Here is a 23,906-nt window from a genome sequence, read left to right as displayed (position 1 = left end):
TCCGTGGTCCCCGGGAAGCCGCACCACCTACGCTCCACCCATGCGCACTGTGTTCCTGTTCCCTGCAGGTGAGCGAGCTGAGACCGTCGCCTCACTCGATCGGCATCTGCCTCAGCAGCGCGAGCCGTGGGTTCTGGCAGGCAGCCTCTACATCGACATCGACATCGACATCGACGACGAGCAGAGCGGCTACCGCTTCTCCGACTGGGATCCTGACGACATGGCAGCCGTCGAAGCGGCCGTCGGTCACCACCCCACCTGGGCAGTCCAGATCGACTTCTCCGGGCGGATCGACGGAACCGCAGAGGTCCACCAACTGGTCGCGCTGCTGCTTGAGCACGGAGGCGTCGCGACTGACGACTACTCCGACCGCCCCTGGATTCTGCAGGAGATCGAGTCCGGGGCCGAGCTCGACGGCCTGCGCTTCTTCGACTTTCGCACCTACCACGAGCTCTACCACAAGAGCTGAGCCCGACCGATCAGTGCTCAAGCACAAGTTCAGAGAAGGTGACCGAGCCGGGGCTCTGGCTGCAGTACGACTTCGGCGACGGGCCGGTGATACCGATCTGGGACAAGACCCTGCCGAAGATCACCGCCTGTCTGGACGCCACGTTCCGCAGGATCGGCCGAGTGCCCGCCTGCGTGCTCACGGACAACGAGAAGACGGTGACGATCGACCACGTCGCGGGGATGGCGGTCCGCAACCCGGAGATCGTCGAGGTCGCCGCACGGCTCCCTACCTCGCCCGCGCTTTGGAGGCGGGATCCCTGTAGGGCGGTTCCCTTCTGGGGAGCAGGCTGAAGACGGCGATGCTCGCGACCCACAGGACGGCCAGTCCGAGCAGCACGAGCAGCAGCCACGGCCAGCGCCCGCGGGTCTGTTCCAGCTCCCAGGCGCGGATCCGGTTCTGACAGTGCGGGTTCCCGGCGTTGCGGGTCATGCTGCATTCGGGCTCGGGCTCGGGCTCGGGTGCCGGCAGGGCCTGGCTCGTGGCCTGCCCCTGGGCCGTGGGCGCGCGTTGCTCCAGCAGTCCGGGGTGTTTGTTCAGCCAGGTGGTGAAGGTGTCGCGCATGGCTTCGTGGCCGCGCTCGTTCGGGTGGAGGCTGTTGTGGATCCATTTGGCCGGGCTGAACCGCTGGGAGGCGAGGCCGTTGACCGATGCGATGTCCACGAAGTTGATACCGGCCTTGCTTTTTCTCCCCTGGCACAGCTGGAGCTGGTGGTCCTTGAGGCTGTCCTTCATCTCGGCCAGGTACTCGATGCCCGCCTTGGCGTCGGTCGCGGCGTCAAACATAGTCTTGTTGACCTTCTCCACGAACCGGTGGATGAAGTCCCGCTCGGTCTTCGTCAGGGCCACTCCGGTGCAGCTGTCGGCTGTGGCGAGTGGCTGCGGGTAGGGCACGGCCACGATAGGCACGTCGGCGGGCAGGGCCTTCCTGAGCGACCGGAACGTCGCGGCGAGGGCCCCTCGGACCTTCGGCAGGTTGCTTTTGAACACCGACTCCTGGTCCTCGCAGTCGCCGGGCGCGATGCACGCTTCTCCTAGGATGGCGAAGCCGGCGTCGTTGCCTCCCAGCGCCACGATGACGAGTGCGGGGCGGAACGAGGACGCCTGGCCCGTGAGTTGATCGATCTGGGTACCCGGCTCGTTCCCCTGCGCTTGGATCTTGGTGCCCGGCCTCCCCTCCTTCACTTGGAGGAAGCTTGCATCGGATTTCGCGATGACGTTGTAGGTCCGCGCCCCGGAGCACGCGAGGAACAGCACGCGGTCGAACCGCCGGTCTCCCGTGGTGAGTCCCACCGCGTACGCAGAAGGCGAGCGCCGGCATTCGTTGCGGCCGCCGTCGTCGGTTCTCTCGAAGTAACTGCTCGCGCCCTCGCCCGACATGTAGGAGTCGCCGATCGCCACCAGGACGCGCTGCCCTCCGGCGGGAAAGAGGGCCTGTGGTTTGGGGTGCTCGGGGGGAGCCGCCGCGAGCATGCAGAGGGCCGCGAGGACGAGGGCGACATCTGCGTGCGTGTTGGAGACGATGGCCAGCAGCAGCACCAGCGCCATGGCGACGAGGACCGCGGCCAGTACCCAGTCCAGATACCCCAGACATGCGACGACCCCGACGGCCAGGACGATTCCGGCGATGCCCAGGTACCCGACGATGCCGACACCGGCGTCGGGTCCCGCGGCAGAGCTCCGCTGGCGCAGCCGGCGCACGCCCCACTCGGACAGGACGTTGAGCCCGAGCGGCAGGGCCACGAAGAGGGCCAGGCCGAGGGCGATGAGCAGGGCCAGGAAGAGGCCGCCCTTGGCCTCGGGCAGGAGGAAGGCAGCTGCGCCCGCCGTCAACGCGGTCAGGACGCACAGGGACACACCCCACACCAGAAGGTCTTTTCTCTGCTGGCCGGGCTTGGCTCCCCGCCACGCTTCGACGAACCAGCCCAGACCGAGCAGCAGCAGGACCGAGCCGACCAGCGGCAGGGCGTCCCCCTCGAAACCCGTCAGGTGGGCGACGAGTACCAGCACTCCTGCGGCGGTCAGGAACGCGGCCGCGCGCACCAGCCAGCGCGGGGCGTCCCCGCCCGGCCCTCGCTGATGCCCGACCCACAGCTGTCGCACGATGAAGACGGCACTGCAGGCACAGAAGACGTACAGGGCCAGCCGCAGCTCCGAGAGCGGCACTCCGCGGCTCGACTCCACGACGAGCACCACGGCGCCGCCCACGAACATGACCCGCGGTCCCCACCACAGCGCCATGCTGCGGCGGCCCCCTCGTTCGGCCGGCGCCGCCGGCTCGTCACCATTCATCTTCCTGCACCCTTCTGCCGGTCGGAGAACGTCGGACGACGCTCGACGTGCTGGGCATCCTCCTGACAGCACGCGCTGCGGGGTTCGCGGAGGCTCCACCGGCCCTGCTGGCGGGTGAACACCCGCACCAGTTCATGGCGGCCGGGCCAGGCGGCGGGGATGCCGAATACCTGGTGCGCGTCGAGGGACCGGATCAGGCGGGAGGGTTGCCAGTGTGTTCCCAGCAGACGAGTACAGGCATGGGGGCGGCCAGCGCGGCACGGGCTAGGACCGGTTCGGCGCCGACGGCGAGCTCGCCGCGCAGGGGGTAAGCAGGGCCGCGGTCAGCGGCTCGACCGTCTGGCGGCAGCGGGCGGGGGCTCCCGGCCGATCCGCCGGTTGCGAAGACGACCGCGGGGCGGGGAGCGTCGAGCCGCCGGTGGGCGGGACGAGACGATGCAGTTCCTCGCCACGGTGCCGGTCGCGCCCGGCCAGGGACCCGGGTCCTCGTTGCCCTCCGCGTCCTCGCCGGTGTCCCCGGCGTACGGCTTCTCCGCAGGTCGGATCACCATGACCAGGGCGTCCTTCGGCCCGGGTTCCGGGCCGTGGCGGCGGTCGGGCCTTCCGCGGAGCAGGGGGCCATCGCGAGCGGGGGAGGGCGGCAGCCGCCAGGAGGGGTGCGGCGGCGCCGTCCTGACCCGGCGAAGGCTGTTGGCATGGGGCCCACTGTCTCCCACGTGCCGGACCCTGGCGGGGCACGACGCTCCGGACCGCCGCCACGAGCGCCCGGTCGGCCGATCGGGCCAGCCGATCGGCCGAGGCTTCTCGAAAGGGGAGGGCCCCGCGAAGTACGCCTCCAGGAAGGAGGCGACTGCGCACTGCTGTTCCCGGGGCGACAGGCAGGGTCCGGCGTCGTCGTCGGCCAGGCAGAAGCGTCGCCAGGCCATCCTCGAAGAACCTGGTATGACGGGCCATTGATGTAATGCCCTCACTGGTGCTGTGGCCTGGGTGTGTTCAGCTTGGTTGGCCGGTGTGTGGGTGTGGGCCCCAGGTCCAGAGGAGGTCGTCGGGCGGGAGCACGAGCCGGCTTGGACCGTGTCCTATATGGTGATGCGGACGAGCCGCATGTGGCAGCACAGGGCTGCCGCGAGGCTGAGGAAGGCCAGGTAGTTGCGGGAGTCGCGTTCGTATCGGTGGTTGAGGCGGCGGAGCCGCTCAGCCAGGACATGATCCGCTCGATTACCCACCGGCGCTGGACGAGCCGCTCGGAAGACTCGATGCCGTTGCGGGCGATACGGACGCCGATCCGCTTGCCTCGCAGCCATTTCCGCAGTTCAGGTATGTCGTAGGCTTTGTCGGCGTGCAGGCGCTGGGGCTTGAAATGGCGTCCGCGGTGGGGGGCGTGTCTCGTTTGGTGACCGAGCACCATGGGCTTCAGCGCCTGGCTGTCGTGGGTGTTGGCCGCTGAGACGCCGACAACAAGGGGCAGGCCGTTCGCGTCCGACAGGACGTGCATCTTGGAGCCCGGCTTGCCCCGGTCCACGGGGCTCGGACCTGTGAGTTCGCCCCGTTACCGTCTTAGTGGCCTCGTAATGAGGCTCCCGGCCTTCGGCCCCGGTATGACTTGAGCCCCCAGTCGAGATGATCGAAAGGGTGGTGTCGCCGGTGCCGGAGGCATTGGCAGACCGCTGATTAGCGGCACGAGCGCCCTCGGGCAGTCTCTTCGTAACGTGGATGCCGGCATGCTGATGCCGTAGGTGAGGCCGGGGAGAACGCGAGCTCGGGAGCGAAGGGCATGTCGGATGAGACGGGTATCGACGTCTATCTGGGCCTGGACGTTGGGAAGGGTGATCACCACGCCACCGCCGTAATCGGGCGGGGAAGAAGGTGTTCGACAAGCCGCTGCCCAACAGCGAACCGAAGCTGTGGGAGCTGTTCGACAAGCTCCAGACCAAGCACGGAACGGTACTGGTGGTCGTCGGCCAGCCGTTCCATCGGGGCCCTGCCGCTGGCGGTCGCCCGGGAGGCGGGATGCCAGGTCGCCTATCTGCCCGGACTCACAATGCGACGGATCGCCGATCTTGACCCCGGTGAGGCGAAACAGACGCCCGCGACGCGTTCATCATCGCGGACGCCGCCAGAGCGATGCCCCACACCCTGAGGACGATCGATCCCACCGGCGAGACCGTCGCCGAGCTCTCGATGATCGCCGGGTTCGACGACGACCTCGCGGGTGAGTCCACCCGGATCGCCAACCGGCTCCGCGGCCTCCCCACCCATATCCACCCCTCCCTGGAACGGGTCTTGGGCCCGCAGATCCAGCACCCGGCCGTGCTCAAACTGCTGGACCAGTTCGGCTCCCAGGCTCAGATCCGCAAAGCCGGACGCCGTCGCCTCGTCACCTTGATACGTCCCGAGGCGCCGCGGATGGCCGAGCGACTGGTCGAGGACATCTTCACCGCACTCGACGAACAGACCGTCGTCGTCCCGGGCACGGAGGCGGCCGTGCTGATCGTCTCCAACCTCGCAAGTCGCTCCAGTCCGTTCTTGACCAGGGAACTCCTCGCCACCCGGATCGAGGAACTCCTGGAGGCCCACCCTCTTTCCCAGGTCCTGATCTCGATGCCAGGCATCGGTATCAGGACCGCGGCTCGCATCCTCATCGACGTCGGCGACGGCAGCGGCTTCGCCACCGCCGGCCACCTCGCCGCCTACGCCGGCCTCGCACCCGTGACCCGGAACTCCGGCTCCTCCATCCGCGGCGAACATCCCTCCCGCCGAGGCAACAAGAAGCTCAAAAGAGCCTTCTACCTCGCCGCGTCCGCCTCGCTCTCCCAGCCCGAGTCACGCGCCTACTACGACCGCAAACGACTCGAGGGAAAACACCACATCGCCGCCCTCATCGCACTCGCCCGACGCCGCCTGGACGTCCTCTTCGCCATGCTCCGCGACGGCACCTTCTACCAACCACCCACACCGGCTACAGCTTGACGAAAACCATAGAGGCACCCTTTTGGCCCGGACGTGGGCGGAGTCGAGGACCGCGGGCGAGAGGTCGAGGAGGCCGGCGTCGTCGAGCCGGTGCAGGATCTCCTCGTGCAGCCGGCCACACACCCCCGCCCTCGACCAGATCAGGAACCTGCGGTGGGCCGTCGACTTCGATATCCCGAAACAGGGTGGCAGGGCCCGCCAAGCGCATCCGCTGACCAGGACATAAATGATGGCCGCGAACAGCGTCTCATCAGGCGTGTCCTGCGTCCCGCCGCCCTGCGGACGTACCCTCGCCGACGGGATCAGCGGCTCCTCGATCTCCCACAGCCCGTCCGGAACGATCCAACTCCACGTACCCCGCCCCATACCAAGGCCAGCGTCCGCCTCACCACATAGGGTACGCCGCCTGCGATGTTGTGGGTGGTTCCGCACGTGTCGCTGCCCCGACTGAGATCGCCGAGGTGGCCTGGGTAAACCTTGCAGAGCTTCCCGGGTACATCCCGTACGGGATCTTCGAGCCGGTGCAGAGGTACTTGGAGGCGCTGATCGGGCTACCGGCGCCTCGCCAGAGGTGATGCTGCGGGGCCCGGCGCCGAGGGGCTCGACCAGGGCCTGTCCGGGATCATGTGACGGAACAGTCCGTCCCTAGGGGTGGGTGGGCACAGGCCCCGAGAACGGCTGCGAACGTGCGCGGATGTTACTGGCTGCGGTGTCGCCCGGGCTGGGCGCGCGGAATGCGCTGAGCTGCTGGTGCAGCTCGGGGTGGCGGTGACGGGCTGCCGAATCTGCGGCTGCCCCGGGTGGTCGGCCGAGACGCGGGTGGTCGGTTGAGAGCTGAGCGGGACCGGCCGCGCGCGGTCCGGGCCCTGCCCGTGCGGTGCCGCCCTGCGGCGGCGGTGCGTCAGCTCTGTGCGGTGTCGTCGCTCGCCTGCCCGGCGGCCTCGGCAGCGCGTGCCTTCTCGCGCATCTTGCGCACGAGCTCCGCCTTCTGGTCGGCAGCACCCTGACGGTCGAGGTTGCGGTGCGGACCGTTGTTCTGCCGTTCGGCGCGGGACAGCTTCTTGCGCTGGCCGCCGCCCTGGCCCACGGGGTTGTTGATGTTCTTGCTGTCGGTCACGGGTTCTCCCAGTGGTGATGTGAAGTGATCTACGGATTCATCGGTGGGGGACGGGCGGCGACGTCGAAGGACGTCAGCACGGGGGCCCATCACGCTCGCACTCGTAAATCGGCCTCTGGAAGAACATGACAAAGACGGTACCTGGTTCCGTCGGCCCCTCAGACCAACCCTTTCGCCGCCCCGGCGCCGGCCGGGCCTTCGGCGAGCGCCCGGGGTCAGCCGTTTCCTTCCGGAGATCTCAGCACTGCCGGCACCCGCCGGCACCCGCCGGCACCCGCCGGCACCCGCCGGCACCCGCCGGTGCTGGCCGACCGCCCGGGGCAGGTCCGGATTTGCGTTGCTGGGCCGCCACGGGCGGTGTCAGTGGTCGCGAGCACACTGACGCCATGAGAGATCATCTCACGTGCGCCCCGCCGTTCCGGGACAATTATTCGAGCGTGCCCGTGCTCTTTGGGGGCTGCAGCTGAGAACGAGATAAGGCTCACGGGCCTGTCGGCCGGTGTGATCGTCGAGCTTGTTGTCGAGGTGGGTCCGTTGTGGCAGGAACGGCATGAGGCCAGGCTGATGTCCAGGCCGCGGCAGCGGGCCGTCGGTGCAGGTGCCAGGCACGGCGTGTTCGTCGACCGGCTCCTGGCCACGCTCGTGCACCTTCGCCACGCCGTCACGCACGACGTGCTGGCCTGCTGGTTCGGCGTGGACCGCTCCACCATCACCCGGGCCGTCGGCGAGGTCCGGCCCCTGCTGGCCGGACGGGGCTGCACCATCGTCCGCGGAACACGGCTGCGGACTCTGGCCGAAGTCGTCGAGCATCTCGGCGCCACCGGTCAGACCGGGATCATCGACGGCACCGAGATCCGCGTCCGGCGGCCGGCCGTCGGAAGTAAGGACCGCCGACGCCGGCTACCAGGGACTGGGCGCCCAGACCGGCGGCCGCGTCGTGACACCGCCCCACCGCAAGTTCAAAGAACCCGCCGGACTAGTACGAGGAGATGCACGAACGCCAGTGCAAGGCCCACTCCTCCAGGCGCATCCGAGTCGAGCACGGCATCGCCCACCTCAAGAACTGGAGAGCACTCGCCCGTCACCTCGGTCGCCGCGAGAACATGAGCGACACCGTCCAAGCCGTCGCCGCGCTGCTGTCCCACCAGCAGACTGCCGACCGGATCATGGAACAACAGAGGTGACACCGAGTCCCACCACCGCCCTCGACATCCCGCCGCCAACCATGCACGAGCTCGTAAGCGCTGTCCCGTAATCCCACGAGGCTGAGGGTCATGCCGCGTCCGGGTCGGCGCCGATGGCACCGGCCGAGCGAAGCGAACGCCCGAGGTCTCCGATGAGGATGCGGGGGTGGCGCCGCCACCACCACAGGTCAGGGCCGGGCAGTCTGTGGAACTGGTCGAGTGCTTGGCCGTCGTCGTCGATGGTCGCGGCCTTGTATTGGTCGTCCAGGGCTCTGATCTGCGGGGTCCAGAGCTGGACGATGTGTTCGTCCAGCAGGAGCCACGCCTCGTGCAGCCAGTTTCGGCAGTAGAGGTCGTTGGTGTACTCGTAGATGTCGTCGCCGTAGCCGCGCTCGATGACGCTCACCAGGGCAGCCCAGGCGTTCACCCGTTCAGCGACCGTGAACGCCGTCCGCCAGCCGCGCTGGTGCAACAGCTCTCCCACCTCAGATTCAGTAGCCACGGGCGTGAGGCTCTCATGCCGAGTCCGTCCGGGCGACCGAGATGTGTCCCGCCAGAGGCTGGCGGGCCCCGCAGCGTGATCAAGGTGAGACGCTCTCGCCGTGGCTGGTGTGATCACGGCTTCGGAGCCGTCCTGGATAGCCCCGTTCAGCGGGCTGAGCCCGAGGCAGCCGGGAAGCTGGTGACCGTTCTGCGGCGTCAGGGTGTGGACGCCGTCCGCAAGGGCCCGCCGTGGAGCCTTCCGCTGGAGGACCGGGCCCTGCTGGTCGCGGCCTACTGGCGCACGAACCTGACCATGCGGCAACTCGCCCCGCTGTTCGGGGTGTCCAAGTCGGCGGCGGACCGGATCATCGACCACCTCGGGCCGATGCTCGCGCTCCAGCCCCGCAAGCGGTTCGCCCAGGACACCGTGCTGATCGTGGACGGCACCCTGGTGCCCACCCGCGACCACACCATTGCTGCGCGGTCGAAGAACTACCAGTACTCCACCAACCACCAGGTCGTCATCGACGCCGACACCCGCCTGGTCGTCGTGGTCGGCCGATCGCTCGCCGGGAACCGCAACGACTGCAAGGCCTGGGAGGAATCCGGCGCCAAAGCCGCTGTCGGCAGCACCCTCACGATCGCCGACGGCGGCTACCCGGGCACCGGCCTCCTCATCCCGCACCGCCGCGAGCACGGCCAGGCCCAACGCCCAGACTGGAAAGAGGAACACAACAAATCCCACAAGCAGGTCCGCGCCCGCATCGAGCACGTCTTCGCCCGCATGAAGACCAGGAAGATCCTCCGTGACTGCCGCCTCAAAGGCGACGGCGTCCACCACGCCATGAGCGGCATCGCCCGCCTCCACAACCTCGCCCTCGCCGGATAGACCAGCAGGCCCGCACCTGCGGCCAACCATGCCCGAGGCACTCGAAGATCGGTTGTTGGCGGTGGATCAGGGGCCGGGGTCGGTGTCGTCGTTGCATGTGCGGGTGATGGCGGAGGCTGCCGGGGTGACGGTCCGGACGGTGTGGAAGTGGTTGGCGGAGGCGCGTGAGGGCCGCCTGGAGCCGGCGCCGCGGCAGGACGGGTTCACTCTGGATGACGAGCAGCGGGCGGTCCTGGCCGAGGTGGGCGGGAACGTCGCGGCGCTGCACTGGCGGCTGACGGCCGACGGTTCGCCCTGCTCGGGGGTGTGCCATCCCTGGGAACGCTCCATCGCGTGGTGCGCCGGGATTTGCAAGCAGGGCGGGTGTTGGAGGTGGCTCGGCCGTCCCGGAACCGGATCGAGGCGGGCCGCTATGACCGGGTCTTGGCCGAGTTGAAGCTCCAGCGCGTGGATGCGGGCCTGCCGGTGGTCGACGCGGACCTGGCGGCCCCGCCAGGGCCCGGGACAGACAAGGGCGGTGAGGAGGACGCTGGGCCGCCGTCGCGGGGTGGGGTGCGGTTGTTTGTGCCAGGTGCTCGTGTGGTGTCGACGGCCCCGGTGTCTGCGGTGGTGGAGGCGGTGGGGCACACCGTCGCGGCCAGGGGGATTGGGTGTGTGTTCGGGGATCCGGGGGTGGGGAAGACGGTGGCGGTGCAGCAGGCGCTGTATCTGTTGCCTGATCGGGTGCCGGTGTGGCGGGCGGTGGTGGGGGTGAAGCCGGGCCTGCCGCAGATGTGTGCTTCGCTTGCTTGAGATGCGTCGGCATCGAGCCAGTGGGATTCTGTTGATGGTGGAAGTAGCCCCACTGAGTGGCGCTCCACCCCCTCCAGTGCGCATCGAGCTCAACTTTTGACTTCAAAGAGGTGTGCGATGAGGCTTGGGCGTTGCTTGGTGGCTGCGACTCTCCTGGCTCCCATTGCCTTCATGGGGACGACGGAGTCGGCCGAGGCGGCAACGATCCACCGCGTTACCGTCATGGGATTCCTGCGCGTCCATGACGCGTCCGGACTTTTGTCGGGCGGGGAAACCAAGACCCGCAACTTCAACAAGACGTTCGAACTCAGGCATGCCAGCCCTGGAACTTCGTGGCTGATTCCGGTGTGTGCCGATGGGGAGACCCTGGGCGAGCTGAGCATTCGGCTCCGACTCGAAGGCGAACTGGTTACGTCCACCGTGAAGCTCTCCCTGTACGAATGGGTGGAATGTGATCACACCGATCTCGAAGATGTGGCCACTCCCGCGCGCCGACGGCTCGGCAACGGTGGGGAAGTGCGGTACATCCTGACGGCGGAAAACGGGGAAACCAGTGACGACAGCGCCCACGCGAATTTCTCCGTGACTCACAACTTCGGCGCGCCGACGGAGCCCACGAGCGTGACCGCTACCAGGTAGGTGGATCGACTGAGCGGCCTGCGTCAGGTTCACATAACGTGGGGTGACACGAGTGCCGACGAAAAGGGCTACGAGATTCAGAACATCGCCACTCCCGATCAAACTCGGCGTGTGGGGCCGAACAGGGAATTCTATGACTGGGCCCTGCCGCCCCGTGAACTACAGTGTTTCCGAGTTCGTGCGCTCGGCGACCCGACGCCATCAGACTGGTCGGCCCTGGTGTGCGCTTGACTCCGGGACGGGGTCTGGTGCAGCTTCGGATGACAGTAAACAGGCCACTTCGCGCAGGGGCCGGTCAACTTACGACGTCGTTTTGACATGACATTGGGCGTCGCACACTCGGGCGAATAGACGGTTTTCGCGAGAACGGGAGTCAGCCGCCGCAGGCCTTTCCCCGGGCGTATCCGTCACTGCCCGGTCTGGTTGGTGAGGGGCTGTTGAGTGGTGATCGGTGGTGCGAATAGTGCCTGGACGGTTTCGGTGGCCAGGTCTCGCAGCCAGGTGTGGGCGCGGTCTTCGTCGTAGCGCTGGTGCCACAGCAGGTACAGGGGGACGTCGGGCAACAGGAACGGGAGCGGCAGTGTGACCAGGCCGAGTTGCTCCCGGGCCGTGCGGGTGACCGCGTCGGGGAGGGTGACGACCAGGTCGGTGCCGAGGGCGAGTTGCAGGGCGAAGGCGGTGGTGGGTCCGGCGGCCACGACGCGTCGTTCGTTGCCGCGTGTGGTCAGGGCGTCGTCGATCGGGTCGCGCAGGCTTCCGCGCCGCGAAACGGTGAGGTGTTCGGCGGCTGCGTAGCGCTCGGGGCTCAGCGGGCCTTCGGTGAGCGGGTGGCCTGGTCGGACGGCGACGACCAGCCGGTCCCTGCCGACGAGGCGGTGGCGGATGTCGGGGAGCGTCGGAGCGCTGGAGCTTGATTCGAGGTCGACCTCGCCTCGGCGCAGCTCGGCGTCGTCCGTGCCGGGTTCGGCGGGCAGGCGCAGCTGGACGCCGGGGGCCTGGCGGTGCACGGCGGTGATCAGGGCGGTGCCGCAGGCTGCGGTCAGGGCGTCGTGCCAGCGCACGGTGAAGACCCGCTCCAGAGCTGCCAGGTCGAGTTCCTGCTGCGCGGACAGAAGTTGGTGGGCCTGCTGCACGAGGGCGTGGACCTGGGCGCGCATGGCCAATGCGCGGGTGGTGGGGACCATGGTGCGGCCGGTGCGGACCAGGATCTGGTCGCCGGTGGCCTTGCGGATGCGGCCCAGGGAGCGGCTCATCGCCGGTGCGGTGACGTGGAGGCGGTCTGCGGCGCCGGCGACACTGCCCTCTTCCAGCAGGGCGTCCAGTGCGGTGAGCAGGTTCAAATCCAGTTGCATGAGAGTAACTCTACGACTGAATAGCATGCACTTGTTGTTAACGGTCGGGAGCCCTAACTTCGAAGTGCGGGTGCGGCACAAGCCGCCCCGCAAGGACCGAACCCAGGGAAGCCCGCCATGAGCACAGCCATGCCTTTCGACGCCGACACGACGCTCCTGTCCGATGTGACTGCCGCGGTGAAGGCCGCCGGCCTCACGCTGCGCGACCGCTACACCTCGCACGCCCGAGGAGTGAGCCTCGACGAGGTCGTCGAGGAGATCCACGCCAACGACGACGCGGTGCTGGACGTGCTGCGGGAACCGCTGCTGCGGGCCCGGCGAGGATCGCAGTGGGCCGAGGACGAGCTGGCCGGCGGCGCGCTCCCGTCCGGGGAGTGGTGGGTCGTCGACCCCGCCGAGGGCAACATCAACCACGTCCACGGCATGGAGGACTGGGCCGTCACCGCCACCCTGGTCCGCGACAACCAGCCGGTACTCACCGTCGTCCACCTGCCGCTGACCGGCGACACCTACACCGCCGTCGCCGGCGGCGGTGCCCGCCTCAACGACCAACCTCTGAAGGTGTCCGCCAAGACCGACCTGGGCGCCGCGCTCATCGGCACCGGCCAGGCCAGGCCCGGCGAGGACGAGCGCACCTTCCGGCGGATCGGTGACTCCGTCACCGCCATGCTCATCAACGGCCTGGTCGTGCGCGTGTCCGTTCCCGCCACGATGCAGCTCATCCACGTCGCCGCCGGACGCATGGACGCGTTCTGGCAGTTCTCCGACGTCCGCTCCGGCCTGGTCGCCGGCGCCCTGCTGGTCTCCGAGGCCGGAGGCACCGTCACGGACCTGGCGGGCGAACCCTGGAACACCGGCAGCCGCAACTTCCTGGCCGCCGCCCCCGGCATCCACACCACCGCCCTCAAGGTCCTCTCGCCGATCGCCTGACCGGACGTCTCCGCTCTTCCCACCCGATACCGCAAGGAGCATCACCGCATGACCAACATCGGCATCCTGGGCGCCGGCCGCGTCGGCACCAACCTCGCCAGCAAGCTCTCCGAGGCCGGACATCACGTCATCCTCGGCCGCCGGAGCCCGACGGAAGAGACCACAGCGGCTGCCGAAGGCACAGGCCCCCGCGTCTCCTTCGCCGACCAGCGCACCACCGCCCGCACCTCCGACATCGTGATCAACGCGACGCCCGGCGACAGCACCCTTGACCGCCTGGCCGGCCTGCGAACCGAACTCGCCGGCAAGATCCTCATCGACGTTTCCAACGCCACTCGCGACGCCGGTGACGGCCTGCCCGGCGACCTGTGCTATCCCGGCAGCAGCCTCGCCGAGAAGCTCCAGGCCGCCCTCCCCGACACCCATGTGGTCAAGACCCTCAACACCATGCTGTTCATGGTCATGACCGCTCCCGAAACCCTGGCCACCCCACCGACCGTCTATGTCTCGGGCAACAACGAACACGCGAAGACGACCGTCACCGGGCTGCTCGGCGACCTGGGCTGGCAGCCCGCATGGATCGAGAACCTCGGCGACATCACTACAGCCCGCGCAACCGAGGCCATGATCCTGGTCGTACCCCACATCCTGCGCCGACAGGGCTTTGAGCCCTTCGCCGTCTCCCTCGCCCGCTGACCCACCAAGACCGGGTTCAGACCAAAGCCAGGTAGCGGGCTCGTGCGAGGCAGCAGGGCGCTGGCACGGACAACGCCCGCTGGGCTGCAAATGACGTCCAAAATCCGTTCTGGCACAGATCTTAGGGGGCGGTCGCGGAGGGCGACGGCATCGTTCGATGGCAATGGATGGTCACGACCCTGGGCACGTCACCGCGCACCGCGACCACCACAGTCATGAGCCTTGTCCGACCCGGCACATACGCTGTTGCCGCGGAGTTGAGATCCGAAAGGTGGAGCCAGCATGTCGTTGACGTGGCTGGAGACGGAGGGCGGCCCGTTCATCGTGGTTCCGCGCACCGCGCTGCCGCACTGGTCGGGACCGGAGGACGACTACGACCGGGCTTGCGAGGTGATGGATTTTGTCGGGGTCCTCGCACTGCCTGACGGAGCCGAGGTGCTGGTCCTCGGGGACGAACCTCTCTCCATCGCCTACCTTCCCGAGCATCGAGTGCTCGTCCGCTGGTACTACGGGGAGAGCGAGGCAGGTGTCGCCGACATCATCCGGGCTGGGCTTGCCACCGCCGAGTGGGAGGAAGGACCTGTACTGAGCACCACTGGCGAGCTCGTCATGTTCGACGCCGCCTACTTCGGCACCGAGGTCGGGATACTTACAGACAGCACCGCTATCGGCCTCGCCGCTGGCCGCTACCGAGTGGACTCGGCAAGCATCGAACCGAACGACCTGACGTCCTTTCGCGTCCATCGCTTTGTCGAGCTGGCCTGACCCGACGCTGGTAAGGATCCTGGGGAGTCGCTGCCGAGCGTCGCTGAAGCAGGAACATTTCGCGTAGGAGTTTGAATCCGGCTCGCCCGTAGAGCTGCCGTTTGATCTTCTTGATGCGGTTCACGGCGCCTTCGATACTGCTGGATCTCCAGTCCAGGGTGAGGTCGGCTGTCACGGCGTTGAGGTCTCGGAGCAGGTGGAGTGCGAAGCCGGTGAGGCCGGGTAGTTGGCTGGCGTCGACTGCGTCTATTCAGGCAGGAAGCCTGGAGCCGAGGCGGCCCCGTGAGTATTTCGCCAAAGCCGCGGACATGCCCGGCTGCCGTGTCCAGTTCGGGGCAGCGGACCAGGACCTCCTTCAGACCGGCACGGTTGTTCTCGCTCAGCGCGGTGGGGTGTCGGGTGAGCCAGCCTGTCACCTGGCGCACCGTCGGAGGCCGGTGCGGTGCGCCGACCGGAGACTCGGGGAGGGAGGGGAGGTGACGCTGGTGCATCCCGCGGCGAATCGACGCTCCAGGTAGGGCTTGTAGGGGTCTAGCCTGCTGGGTCGGGGCTGGCTTTGTCGGTCAGTAGCCCAGTAGCGAGAGCGTTTTGTTGCCCAAGAGCCAGAACACTCCGTGGGCACGGAAGACGATGTAGCCGAGTTTCAGCATCGCCCGGTTGCTTGACTTGTCCCGGAGTCGTGCGTGCCCCCGGCGGGGGTGGATGCGGAGCCTGGAGGTGTGCCGGGGACGGTCAGCGTGCGCATCATGAGCAAGACCCTCGCCACCTGGTCCGAAGCCCTGCGGACGGAGCCGCCGGTAGGCGCCGCCGCGGTCGTAGTCGGGCGGCCCGGTTCAGGAGGCGAGGTGGCAGGATGACACGGTGTTCGACTCTCTGCGTGAACCGTGGTTGCGCGGCATCGCCTTCAACCCGGCGGCGCCCTCCGACGTACTGGTACGCCTGTTGGAACGATCGGCCGGTGAGGCCGGCCTGCTGATGTGCGAGGGTCGTGACCTGCCCGATGCCGTCATCGACGCTGCCCTGCGCCATCCGGACGGAGTCATCCGTCGCGCGCTGGCCCGCAACCGGTACGTCGACCCAGCGCGGCTCGCCCCCTTGGCGACGGACCCGTCGGGGATCGTCCGCGGGTGGCTCGCCTCCGGCCCCCGCCACTACCTCCGATGGGTCCGACCGCTGCCGGACGACATCCTCGTGACCCTCCTGATGGCCCAAGACGGGGGCAAGGACGGCAGGGTCACCGCGAACGAGATCATCTGCGAGCTCGATTCGTCCCGGCAGATCCCCCTGTCCTTCTTCCGCTCCATCGCCCGCCACGAGCACCCCGAACTCCGGATACGGGCGACTTGGAGTGGCAGTCACTCACGCCGGCGCAGCGGGCGGGGCTGCTCGACGATCCGGACCCCGCGGTCCGTGAAGAGGCGCAGGACAGGAACTGGCAGCTGGACCCGGAACGGGTGGAGGCCATGCTGCCGTCCTTCGGTTCGCGCAACGGATTCATGTTCGGCACGTGTGCTCTGTCCCCCGCGCTCCTCGAGCAGTGCTTCGCGGACGGCACGGTGCTCCCCCTGGCCCGGAATCCGCACATCCCGGCCTACGTCCTCGCCCGGCTCGCCCGCCACCCCGACGCGGAGGTCCGCGCGTCGGTCGCCGCCCGGCCCGACGTGGGACCGGACCTGGTGGCGGAGTTGAGGCAGGACCCGGACGACGACGTGCGGATGCGCGCGCGCCTCCACCCCTTCCCCCGTACCTGGGCGGAGTACTGGGCGATCGATCAGGTCATCGGGCACGGTCCTGACTGCACTTGCCCGATCGGCGAGCCGTTCACCACGCCGAATACTGAGCCGGCCGTCGGGCCGTCACCCGACTGGTTCGCCGCCTGTGCGGTGTCCGAGGAACCGGTGCTCCGCCGGGTCGCGGCAAGTTGGCCGGGCCTGTCTGCGGAACTCGCCGAGACGCTCGCGCAGGACGACGACGAGGAGGTGAGGATCCGGCTGGCCTGCCACCACCCGCTGGCTCCGCCGCACCTCCTCCTGGATGTCTTCGTCACCCGCCCGGCCCACCGTACGCACCTGCTGCCCCTGCCCGCGTTCCCCCGTACCGGCAGGGCTCACCTCATCGACCACCCGGATCCCGAGGTACGGGCCCTGGCCGCAGCCGATCCCGCCTTGCCCGTCCCCCCGGTGGAGGACCCCGACGCGTCGGTGCGCCTGGCAGCGGCCACCAACCCCAGCCTGTCACCGGAAGCCCTGGAGACCCTCCTCGCCGACCCCCGTACCGCAGAGGGCGCTGCGGCCAATCCGGCCCTCACCGTGCCGCGCATGCAAGCTCTCCTCGACCACTGCCTGAACGGCACCGCCACCCCGCCGGAGGCCGTCCAGCGCTAACAGACGACGCCCACGTAGCGATTACAGGCATCGCAACCTCCGTGGACCATCGACTGACGTCGGCACACCAGACAGGCGTTTCCGAATCTCGGTTCTTGGCACAGACCTTGGGGAGTCTTGGCGGAGCGTCATCCCAGCGCTCGATTGGGAGGTCGCATGAGACCGCCGTGTGCACTGTCCGTCTCCCCAGTACCCGTCCACGAGCCCGGGAGCCGGCGAGAGGCGGCCGGGGCCGACAGTGACCGATCTTGACGTGCCCGACGTGTGTGGTGTCGAGTTGACGCTGAGAAGTGCCACTAGCGCATACAGGATCGCCGTGTTCATAGCAGAAGAGAGCGCTTTCGATCCTGTTGAGATGCTGAACCTCTACGACTCGGTCGGCTGGGAGGGCTACAGCGCTAAAGCCGCCCCGGGATGTGGGCATGGTGGGTGGACCTTCTGGTCCGAGCGATATGGGGTGGGTGGTGGGGGTTCTGGGCGGTGCAGCTGGTGGCCGCGATCGTGTTGCTGTCGGCAGGGGCTGCCGCGTTACAGGAGTGGGGCGCTGCCCGTTGCTGGGCCGCCTTCACGTACCGGGGTCTCGGCGGTGTGCTGGGCGTGGGACTGCTGTTCTTTGCTGGTGAAGCCGCGGACGTGGTGACCGCACTGGTGTAGGCGGCATTATGGCTGCCCGGCCGAGGGCGGGCTGGGCAGCTGGGCGGCAGCCCTGTTTACATACCCAGGGTCCGCTTGCCGTCTAACCTGCGGCGGCCCGGGGAGCCTGCTCTCCGGCAGGGATGAAGATGACCACGTAGTCCTCGAACCCCTCACGGATACCCCATTCCTCGCGGACCATTGCGGCTTCGTACCGGGCTCGGGAGTTCTCTCGGCCCCTGGCGTAGACGTGAACCGTGTAGATCGTCGCCGGGTGAAGCGTCAGGGTTGGGGCGTACCCATGGCTACCCGGAAGCCAGCCCAACGCCGGCACGGCAGGGCCGGTCGTGGGGCCGGAGATTCCTATCCGGCCTCTGTGGACGGGCCGGTACGGCCAGGAACCGAGCGATTGCCATTGTTCCGTCTGCTGCACAGGCTCGGCCTCGGCGACCATGAGAGTCACCCAGGCATTGTGTTCCTGGACGCAACTGACGATGGTGAGCTTGCCGGGTGTGACGATCACGGGCTCGTCGGTATGAAAGTCCGGCAGATCGTCGACACCCTCGAACCCCTCCTCGACGTACTCGGCAATGTAGAAGTGCGAGTACGCGACACCGACGACACCGCTGACCATGTCCATCTCCGGACCCTACGCGCTGATCGAAGGAGCTGAGCGGCGAGTCTCCAAGCCGTGATGCGTCTTGGCTTGGTTCCCTGCTTGTAGTGGCTGGTTCGGCGGATTTCAGACTGTCGATTAAGGTTCGGCGTCAACGGGGCTCGAACTTGTGCGGTGTTCTCCGTGTTCACCGGACGTGCCAAGGGCCGGGCCCGATCCTATTTGGGTAGGACCGCGGCGGCACGGAGGCCGGGATCGTGGAACTGGTCGAGTACGAGGTTCAAATCGCGTGCCTGGTCCCCAGAAGCGACGCAGTGTTCGAGCTGTGCGATGCCCTGCTGTGCACCGACGGACCGGTCCGCACGCTCGTGGGCTTGGTCCTCGCGCCCGAGCACCGGAGGGGCCACGTGCCCTGTACTCCGGGCTGAACCGGGGCCGGATCGACGTTGCCCGGCTGCGGCGGGCCCTTACAGGTGTGCCGTTGCCCAGGGCCGGCCATGGCCGGCGGGTGTTGGCGGTGGACATCTCTCCGTGGTGCCGGCCCAGAACCTCCACCGGCAGGTCAGCCAGGAGGTAGACGATGCGGGGAGCGTCGTAGCCGACGTTTAGCACGAGCCGCGGCGATCACGTCCACGGGTGCGCTGCGGCTCGACAGCATGTGAATCCGGCCGCCAGACAATGGTGTCCCAGATGTTGACCGTACCGCCATCCGTCCCGGTGACCAATCGGATGGAGGCACTGGCCCGGTCGGGGAGCAGCGCGACGATCGCCAACCATGCACGAGCTCGTTAGCCTAGTGGCAGGAAGCCCAAAGAGATGGTCGGTCAGCTGAATACGAGAACATCTACGGTCTGACCGCGGAACCGCCCATCTCCGGGTGAGAGGGACACGACCCGCAGCGGTTGTCGGCCGATGAGTTCGAGATTGTCTGGTCGACCGCCCGCCGGGAACTTCAGGACCGTCAGCATCGGCACCCATCCTGAGCGCGTCCACTATGCAACCTGACCAGGAAACTGCCACCTTGCGGAGGTGGCCGGCTCCCCGCCCCCGCGCGGAGCTACTCAGTGAGCCGGTGCGGCTGGCGTCGGCAACCGGGGGCCGGCAGGCGGGACTTGGCAATGTTGCGGATGCGCCGGGTACGGCCACCCTCAGCCAGTGCCGCCAGAGCGATCACGGCCGAGGACTCCTCTGCAATGTGAAGCTGAAGCCAGTTGGAGGCCGCGAGCAGGACCTCGGTCTCCCATGGCTCGTCCAAAGTCATCGCCCGCAGCAGAGTCCACTCACGCAGGCGCCGGGCAGAGAAGTCGTCCACCGCCACGGGACCGGTCATCTCCAGGCACCAGGAAGGATAGCCAGGGTCCGCGAGCAGTTCAGCGGCCCGCCGGTCCAGGTACTCGCACACGGCGCTGCTCGCCATCCCCCAATCGAGGTCGGTGAGCACACGGGTGACGAGGGCGGCTGCATCCTCTGCGGCTACCTCCTCGAATGCCCTCCGGTAGTGGGCAAACCGCACGTGCTCGTCCGGTTCCCCATCCAATTCATCAGCTGACACCGCATCGCCCAAAAACGCCATCCCATTTCAACCGCTGGAAGGTGGAAGTCTGTCACAGCCGACGATCCTGAAGCTTCTGACGGGGTACTGCAGCAGATCCGAAGCAGCAGGCGTTCGACCGCTTGTCCGCAGCCGACCACATCCCCCACCTGAGGGGGCTCGGGGACCGAGCCATCCACGGCTGGGTGCGTGTGCACGACGACTTCCACGAATTCGTGCTCATCGAACGCCCAGTTGGACGGATCACGCTACTCGTCGCGGCCGACGCCCGGTTGAGCCGTCATGCGAAGGACAATCTATGCAATGACGGCGGCGGCCCTGGTGTTCGCCGCAGCGCCCGCGCACGCCGATGCGAAGGCCAAAGACGGAAAGGTCGGCCTGTCCGTCTACGGCAAGGGCCTGAGGGTTGACGACGTGGGCGCCCACATCGAAGGCCACGGGACCGGTGTGCGCGCACAGTCCGCCAAGACGGCTGTCGGCCGGACCCGTGGTCTTCCGAGGCCTCTTCGCGGAACCCGGATGCTTGCCATGACCGCCTCGAAGGCGGGCGCGTCACCTGCCTGGCCTGCGGTGACATGGAACGCGAGAGGCCGGGTACGACCGTCACTGGCCAGATGGATCTTCGTACTCAGAAGCCGTTGCCATACCGATCACGGTGGGCGTGAGTTCGAGTGTGCCCGGCCGGGTGATCTTTCGGCGGTCTGGGTATCAAGCCAAGGGTGATCGGCGAGCGAGGGGGCGGACTTCGAATGGGGGCAGCGGACGAGCAGGACCATCAAGACGGGGAAGGCTGGCTGACGAAGGCCGAAGTCCGGGAGATCTGGCCGCAGATCAGGCCGATCAGCATCACGGCCGTGGCGCGGGCCAACAGCGTACGTACCTCGGCTGCGTCCTCCCCGGACCTGACCCGCGAGCCGACCTACCACGCGGCCGACGTACGCCACGTGGCCGCGCGGATCGCCCGGGGTGAGGCCGATGTCGCGCCCTGGCAGCGCGCCGACTCCGACGCTGCACGCGACGACGCCACACCCGGCCCACCGGTTCGGCAGCCCGTCGGTTGGGGGCCCGAGAACGTGCCGGGGCTGATCCTGCTGGCAATCATCCTGGGACTGATCCTCTGGGGCCTGACCTCTCCCGACAACCACGGCACAATAACGGACTTCGTGCGCTGAGTGCGCTAACTAGATGATTGAGTCCAAGGGCTCGTAGCCGTAGGCCGCCAGCGAGTGGTGTCGCATGTCGCTGCCATCACTCGCCCCGCGCGTGCAAGTGTGCCTGTTTCATCCTGTGCGGTCAGCGGAGATCACGCGACTCATGCTTCAGCAACTCGGAGGAGGTCTCGGTCGGGGCCCGCTGGGGAATAGCCTTGAGTCTCCAGCGACTGGAGACAGCAGAGTGGGGGACATGGACGTTACGACCCTCTACTCGATCGGGGAGCTTTCCCGGCGGACCGGCTTGTCTGTGAGGACCATCCGGTTCTACTCCGATTCGGGGGTGGTAGCGCCGACCACCCGTAGTCCCGCCGGCTATCGGCTCTACGACCTCGACGCACTGCGTCGTCTGGAACTCCTCCGCACACTGCGCGAGCTGGGCATGGACCTGCCCACGATTCAACGGGTACTGGACCGCGAGCTCTCGGTGGCGGAAGTCGCCGCGGCGCACGCCGACGCCATGGACGTCCAGATCCGGATGCTGCAACTGCGTCGGAGCGTTCTGCGAGTCGTGGCCAGCCGCGGGTCCAGTCCCGAGGAGACCAAGCTCATGCACAGGCTCACGCAGTTGTCCGGCGAGGAACGCCGACGTCTGATCGACGATTTCATGGAGGGCACCTTCGGCACAGTGGATGCCGACCCGGCCGCAGTGGCCATGGTTCGCGCTGCCACTCCCGACCTCCCCGATGATCCGACCGGCGAGCAGGTCGCTGCGTGGGTGGAACTCGCCGAGCTGGTCGGCGACGAGGATTTCCGGGCCCGGATGCGCCGGACGGCCGTACGCCAGGCCGCCGGGCGCCCGCTCGACATCGAGCGCGATGCCGGCGAGGAGCTGATGGAGTTCACCCGTCGACAGGTGGCCGAGGCTTGGGAGTCGGGCATCGACCCGCTCAGCAACAGGGTCGCACCCGTCATCGACGACCTCGTGCACCGCTTCGCCGAGGTGTTCGCGCGCACCCCTGACACGGAATTCCGGCACTGGATGGCACAACAGTTCGAAGAGGCGCACGATCCCAGGGTGGACCGGTACTGGCGGCTGGTGTGGATCGTCAACGGCTGGCAGGTAGTACCGAACCTGATCCCGGTGTACCCCTGGCTTACCCAGGCCCTGCGAAATGACCGCGCCGCATAGTCACCGCAGTGGGCACCGCCCCGGATCCCTGAACGAGTTCAAGGGATCACCTGCGGACATGAGACCAGGGCGTCCAACGTCGATGTGTGACTAACGACCTGGACACCCTCACAACGGCACTCTATGCCCGGATTGACGACGAATTGAAGGCTTCGCCGTGGCTGGCCCGCAAGGGGGAAGCCGAGCCGGCCGGGTCACACCTGTTCAAACCGCTGCGGCAGGTCATCGAGTCGATCAATCAGACCTTCAAGGGGCAGCTCAACCTGGAACGGCACGGCGGCAAGAGCCCGGCAGGGGTGTCAGCCCGGGTCTTGTGCCGGATCCTCGCACTCACGGCGCCGATCTGGCACAACGACCAAACTGGACAGCCCGTCAAGCGATCACTCACTGCCTACGATCACTGACCGCAACGACACCCCTTGGACTCATTAATCCAGCGGTTGCTCTATCGACCTTGGTGATCGTGAGTTCGAGTCTGCCGACTTGGTCGGGCGATCTCCTGGTCGGCAGGGCATGAAAGTGGGGCCTCCCGTACAGCTCGTGGGTTTCGAATCCAGTCGAGCAACAGGAGGCCCCTGGTGCCGCAGTCTTCCGTCTCCGTGACATTGCCATCCAACTCCGCGCCCCTGTCGTGTGATTGCCTCGCTCACCGGTTCGGGAACGCCGGGGACCGGCCGCACAGGCGTCCGAGGTACCCCTCGGGCATGACCGACGCGGAGTGGGCAGTCGTACGCGACGCGATGCCCGTGTCCGCCTGGCTTGAGAGAAGGGGCGGGCAGCCGGAGAGCTACTGCCACCGGCAGCTGGTCGACGCGGTGCGCTACCTGGTTGCGGGCGGCATTGCCTGGAGAGCGGTGCCTGCGGACTTCCCTGCATGGGACCGCGTCTACGCCTTCTTCCGGCGCTGGCGGGACAAGGGCCTGGTCGCCGAGTTCCACGACCGGCTGCGCGACGGCGACGGAGTCGGTCATCGGGGGTGGCGGGGCGGCGGGGTGACAGCGCGGGCATCGTGAAGGGCGGCGCGCAGGAGGCCGTTGTCGATGCTCAGGCGTTGGATGGCGGCGATGGCGAGTTCGAGCTGTTCGGCGAGGTCGCGGTTGTCCCGTCGCAGCCGGGTGTTGTTGGCCTGGACTTTGCTGTAGGCGTCGGCTTCGGTCGTGCCGCTTGGCGTGCGCGCGATGGCGGCGAGCTCGGCACAGATGTCTGGGTAGTTGCGGCGGAAGGTGGTGTTGGCGAGGGCGAGGCGGGTGGCGAGGGCCAGCACGCTCGGGCGTCGGCCGGTCTCGGAGGTCAGGCTGTCGATGGCGGCGGCGGGGCCGCGCAGGTCGTGCTGGTGGTCGGTGGTCAGGGCAAGGAGGTGTTCGCCGCGCTGCATGGACTGTTCGGCTTCGGCTTCGGCGCGGAAGCCGGAGTCGCTGGTGCCTAATGGTGGAGTCGGGTATTGGAACTGTCCGAATGCCTCAGCCATGGCGGACCATGAGGTGATCTCGTCGGCGAGGCCGGGCGGGTTGGCGGCCTCGGTCCGGTTGAAACGGGCCTCGATCTGAGCGGCAAGTGGCCCGACGGCTTGGGCCCAGTCGGCGGGGTCGGTCGGCTCGTCGTACCAAAGTCCGAGTTCGGTGATCCATTCCTGGCGAGCTGTGGCCCCGGTGGGGTCGCTGGTCAAGTCGCCGACCACAGTCAGCTCGTTCTGGATCCAGAAGGCGTAGTTCCAGCGGGCTTCTGCCTGGTCAGAGGCGTCCTGAATGCTGTGTCGTGCCT

The 23,906-nt window shown here is 67.8% G+C and carries 18 protein-coding genes and 11 pseudogenes; 18 read left to right on the top strand and 11 right to left on the bottom strand.

Annotation, left to right across the window (positions count from 1 at the left end):
* Positions 1-40 precede the first annotated feature (40 nt).
* Entirely contained in the window at positions 41-469 is a 429-nt protein-coding gene (locus ABT123_RS34655; RefSeq protein ID WP_351322072.1) for a hypothetical protein, read from the top strand.
* A 38-nt stretch (positions 470-507) separates the two neighbouring features.
* Positions 508-744: pseudogene (locus ABT123_RS34650) on the top strand (IS21 family transposase); the annotation flags it as partial.
* On the opposite strand, the gene ABT123_RS36820 reads toward ABT123_RS34650, so the two are convergent.
* From ABT123_RS36820 to ABT123_RS34635, 3 genes and pseudogenes are all read right to left on the bottom strand, one after another.
* Entirely contained in the window at positions 737-1,981 is a 1,245-nt protein-coding gene (locus ABT123_RS36820) for an SGNH/GDSL hydrolase family protein (RefSeq protein ID WP_502971156.1), read from the bottom strand. The pseudogene ABT123_RS34650 and the gene ABT123_RS36820 overlap by 8 nt on opposite strands.
* Positions 1,982-3,123: 1,142 nt before the next feature.
* A complete protein-coding gene (locus ABT123_RS34640) occupies positions 3,124-3,351 on the bottom strand; it encodes a hypothetical protein (protein ID WP_351322068.1) in 228 nt (75 codons plus the stop codon).
* A 528-nt stretch (positions 3,352-3,879) separates the two neighbouring features.
* A pseudogene (locus ABT123_RS34635) lies at positions 3,880-4,346 on the bottom strand (IS5 family transposase); the annotation flags it as partial.
* A 228-nt stretch (positions 4,347-4,574) separates the two neighbouring features.
* Between ABT123_RS34635 and ABT123_RS34630 the strand changes: the two are divergent.
* Positions 4,575-5,770: pseudogene (locus ABT123_RS34630) on the top strand (IS110 family RNA-guided transposase).
* An 18-nt stretch (positions 5,771-5,788) separates the two neighbouring features.
* On the opposite strand, the pseudogene ABT123_RS34625 reads toward ABT123_RS34630, so the two are convergent.
* Positions 5,789-6,136 (bottom strand): annotated as a pseudogene (locus ABT123_RS34625) (transposase); the annotation flags it as partial.
* Between the two features lie 535 nt (positions 6,137-6,671).
* Positions 6,672-6,887 (bottom strand): DUF6243 family protein, encoded by a 216-nt coding sequence (locus tag ABT123_RS34620; RefSeq protein WP_351322066.1) that lies wholly within the window; start codon positions 6,885-6,887, stop codon positions 6,672-6,674.
* Positions 6,888-7,451: 564 nt separating this feature from the next.
* Here ABT123_RS34620 and ABT123_RS34615 point away from each other — a divergent pair.
* Together ABT123_RS34615 and ABT123_RS34610 are read left to right on the top strand one after the other, a co-directional pair.
* Positions 7,452-7,586: pseudogene (locus tag ABT123_RS34615) on the top strand (transposase family protein); the annotation flags it as partial.
* Positions 7,587-7,876: 290 nt separating this feature from the next.
* Complete coding sequence (locus ABT123_RS34610; RefSeq protein ID WP_351322100.1) at positions 7,877-8,071, top strand: hypothetical protein; 195 nt, start codon at positions 7,877-7,879, stop codon at positions 8,069-8,071.
* A gap of 88 nt (positions 8,072-8,159) precedes the next feature.
* On the opposite strand, the gene ABT123_RS34605 is transcribed toward ABT123_RS34610, so the two are convergent.
* Entirely contained in the window at positions 8,160-8,573 is a 414-nt protein-coding gene (locus ABT123_RS34605; protein ID WP_351322064.1) for a hypothetical protein, read from the bottom strand.
* Between the two features lie 100 nt (positions 8,574-8,673).
* On the opposite strand from ABT123_RS34605, the pseudogene ABT123_RS34600 reads away from it, so the two are divergent.
* The 3 genes and pseudogenes from ABT123_RS34600 (at position 8,674) to ABT123_RS34590 (ending at position 10,874) form a co-directional block, all read left to right on the top strand.
* Positions 8,674-9,443 (top strand): annotated as a pseudogene (locus ABT123_RS34600) (transposase).
* 423 nt (positions 9,444-9,866) lie between these two features.
* Positions 9,867-10,235 (top strand): hypothetical protein, encoded by a 369-nt coding sequence (locus tag ABT123_RS34595; protein WP_351322062.1) that lies wholly within the window; start codon positions 9,867-9,869, stop codon positions 10,233-10,235.
* 171 nt (positions 10,236-10,406) lie between these two features.
* On the top strand, positions 10,407-10,874 hold the full coding sequence (locus tag ABT123_RS34590; RefSeq protein ID WP_351322060.1) for a hypothetical protein: 468 nt from the start codon (positions 10,407-10,409) through the stop codon (positions 10,872-10,874).
* A gap of 407 nt (positions 10,875-11,281) precedes the next feature.
* Here ABT123_RS34590 and ABT123_RS34585 read toward each other — a convergent pair whose 3' ends face one another.
* A complete protein-coding gene (locus tag ABT123_RS34585) occupies positions 11,282-12,226 on the bottom strand; it encodes a LysR family transcriptional regulator (RefSeq protein WP_351322058.1) in 945 nt (314 codons plus the stop codon).
* Positions 12,227-12,343: 117 nt separating this feature from the next.
* Between ABT123_RS34585 and ABT123_RS34580 the strand changes: the two genes are divergently transcribed.
* The 5 genes and pseudogenes from ABT123_RS34580 (at position 12,344) to ABT123_RS34560 (ending at position 17,655) form a co-directional block, all read left to right on the top strand.
* Positions 12,344-13,156 (top strand): inositol monophosphatase family protein, encoded by an 813-nt coding sequence (locus ABT123_RS34580; protein ID WP_351322057.1) that lies wholly within the window; start codon positions 12,344-12,346, stop codon positions 13,154-13,156.
* Between the two features lie 42 nt (positions 13,157-13,198).
* Positions 13,199-13,852, top strand: a pseudogene (locus ABT123_RS34575) (NADPH-dependent F420 reductase); the annotation flags it as partial.
* 282 nt (positions 13,853-14,134) lie between these two features.
* A complete protein-coding gene (locus ABT123_RS34570) occupies positions 14,135-14,617 on the top strand; it encodes an Imm21 family immunity protein (RefSeq protein WP_351322055.1) in 483 nt (160 codons plus the stop codon).
* Positions 14,618-15,960: 1,343 nt separating this feature from the next.
* Complete coding sequence (locus ABT123_RS34565) at positions 15,961-17,001, top strand: hypothetical protein (RefSeq protein ID WP_351322053.1); 1,041 nt, start codon at positions 15,961-15,963, stop codon at positions 16,999-17,001.
* Positions 17,002-17,490: 489 nt separating this feature from the next.
* Complete coding sequence (locus tag ABT123_RS34560) at positions 17,491-17,655, top strand: hypothetical protein (RefSeq protein WP_351322051.1); 165 nt, start codon at positions 17,491-17,493, stop codon at positions 17,653-17,655.
* An 82-nt stretch (positions 17,656-17,737) separates the two neighbouring features.
* Here the strand turns inward: ABT123_RS34560 and ABT123_RS34555 are convergent, their stop codons facing one another.
* Entirely contained in the window at positions 17,738-18,274 is a 537-nt protein-coding gene (locus ABT123_RS34555) for a hypothetical protein (protein WP_351322049.1), read from the bottom strand.
* A gap of 230 nt (positions 18,275-18,504) precedes the next feature.
* On the opposite strand from ABT123_RS34555, the pseudogene ABT123_RS34550 reads away from it, so the two are divergent.
* Positions 18,505-18,806 (top strand): annotated as a pseudogene (locus tag ABT123_RS34550) (transposase); the annotation flags it as partial.
* Between the two features lie 501 nt (positions 18,807-19,307).
* Here ABT123_RS34550 and ABT123_RS34545 read toward each other — a convergent pair.
* Positions 19,308-19,823: a hypothetical protein gene (locus tag ABT123_RS34545; RefSeq protein ID WP_351322047.1), complete on the bottom strand. Its 516-nt coding sequence runs from the start codon at positions 19,821-19,823 to the stop codon at positions 19,308-19,310.
* 431 nt (positions 19,824-20,254) lie between these two features.
* A pseudogene (locus tag ABT123_RS34540) lies at positions 20,255-20,434 on the bottom strand (IS5/IS1182 family transposase); the annotation flags it as partial.
* A 117-nt stretch (positions 20,435-20,551) separates the two neighbouring features.
* On the opposite strand from ABT123_RS34540, the gene ABT123_RS34535 reads away from it, so the two are divergent.
* From ABT123_RS34535 to ABT123_RS34520, 4 genes and pseudogenes are all read left to right on the top strand, one after another.
* Positions 20,552-20,974 (top strand): hypothetical protein, encoded by a 423-nt coding sequence (locus ABT123_RS34535; RefSeq protein ID WP_351322045.1) that lies wholly within the window; start codon positions 20,552-20,554, stop codon positions 20,972-20,974.
* A 232-nt stretch (positions 20,975-21,206) separates the two neighbouring features.
* Positions 21,207-22,145: a helix-turn-helix domain-containing protein gene (locus tag ABT123_RS34530; protein ID WP_351322042.1), complete on the top strand. Its 939-nt coding sequence runs from the start codon at positions 21,207-21,209 to the stop codon at positions 22,143-22,145.
* Positions 22,146-22,309: 164 nt separating this feature from the next.
* A pseudogene (locus ABT123_RS34525) lies at positions 22,310-22,549 on the top strand (IS982 family transposase); the annotation flags it as partial.
* A gap of 300 nt (positions 22,550-22,849) precedes the next feature.
* Positions 22,850-23,158 (top strand): transposase, encoded by a 309-nt coding sequence (locus ABT123_RS34520; protein WP_351322040.1) that lies wholly within the window; start codon positions 22,850-22,852, stop codon positions 23,156-23,158.
* On the opposite strand, the pseudogene ABT123_RS34515 reads toward ABT123_RS34520, so the two are convergent.
* Positions 23,113-23,906 (bottom strand): annotated as a pseudogene (locus ABT123_RS34515) (hypothetical protein); the annotation flags it as partial. The gene ABT123_RS34520 and the pseudogene ABT123_RS34515 sit on opposite strands and share 46 nt — an antisense overlap.

This window comes from Streptomyces sp. NPDC002054, from assembly GCF_040296685.1.
Lineage (GTDB): Bacteria > Actinomycetota > Actinomycetes > Streptomycetales > Streptomycetaceae > Streptomyces.
The sequence above is the reverse complement of the archived record's forward strand: the minus strand, read 5'-3'. Positions and strand labels throughout refer to the sequence as shown.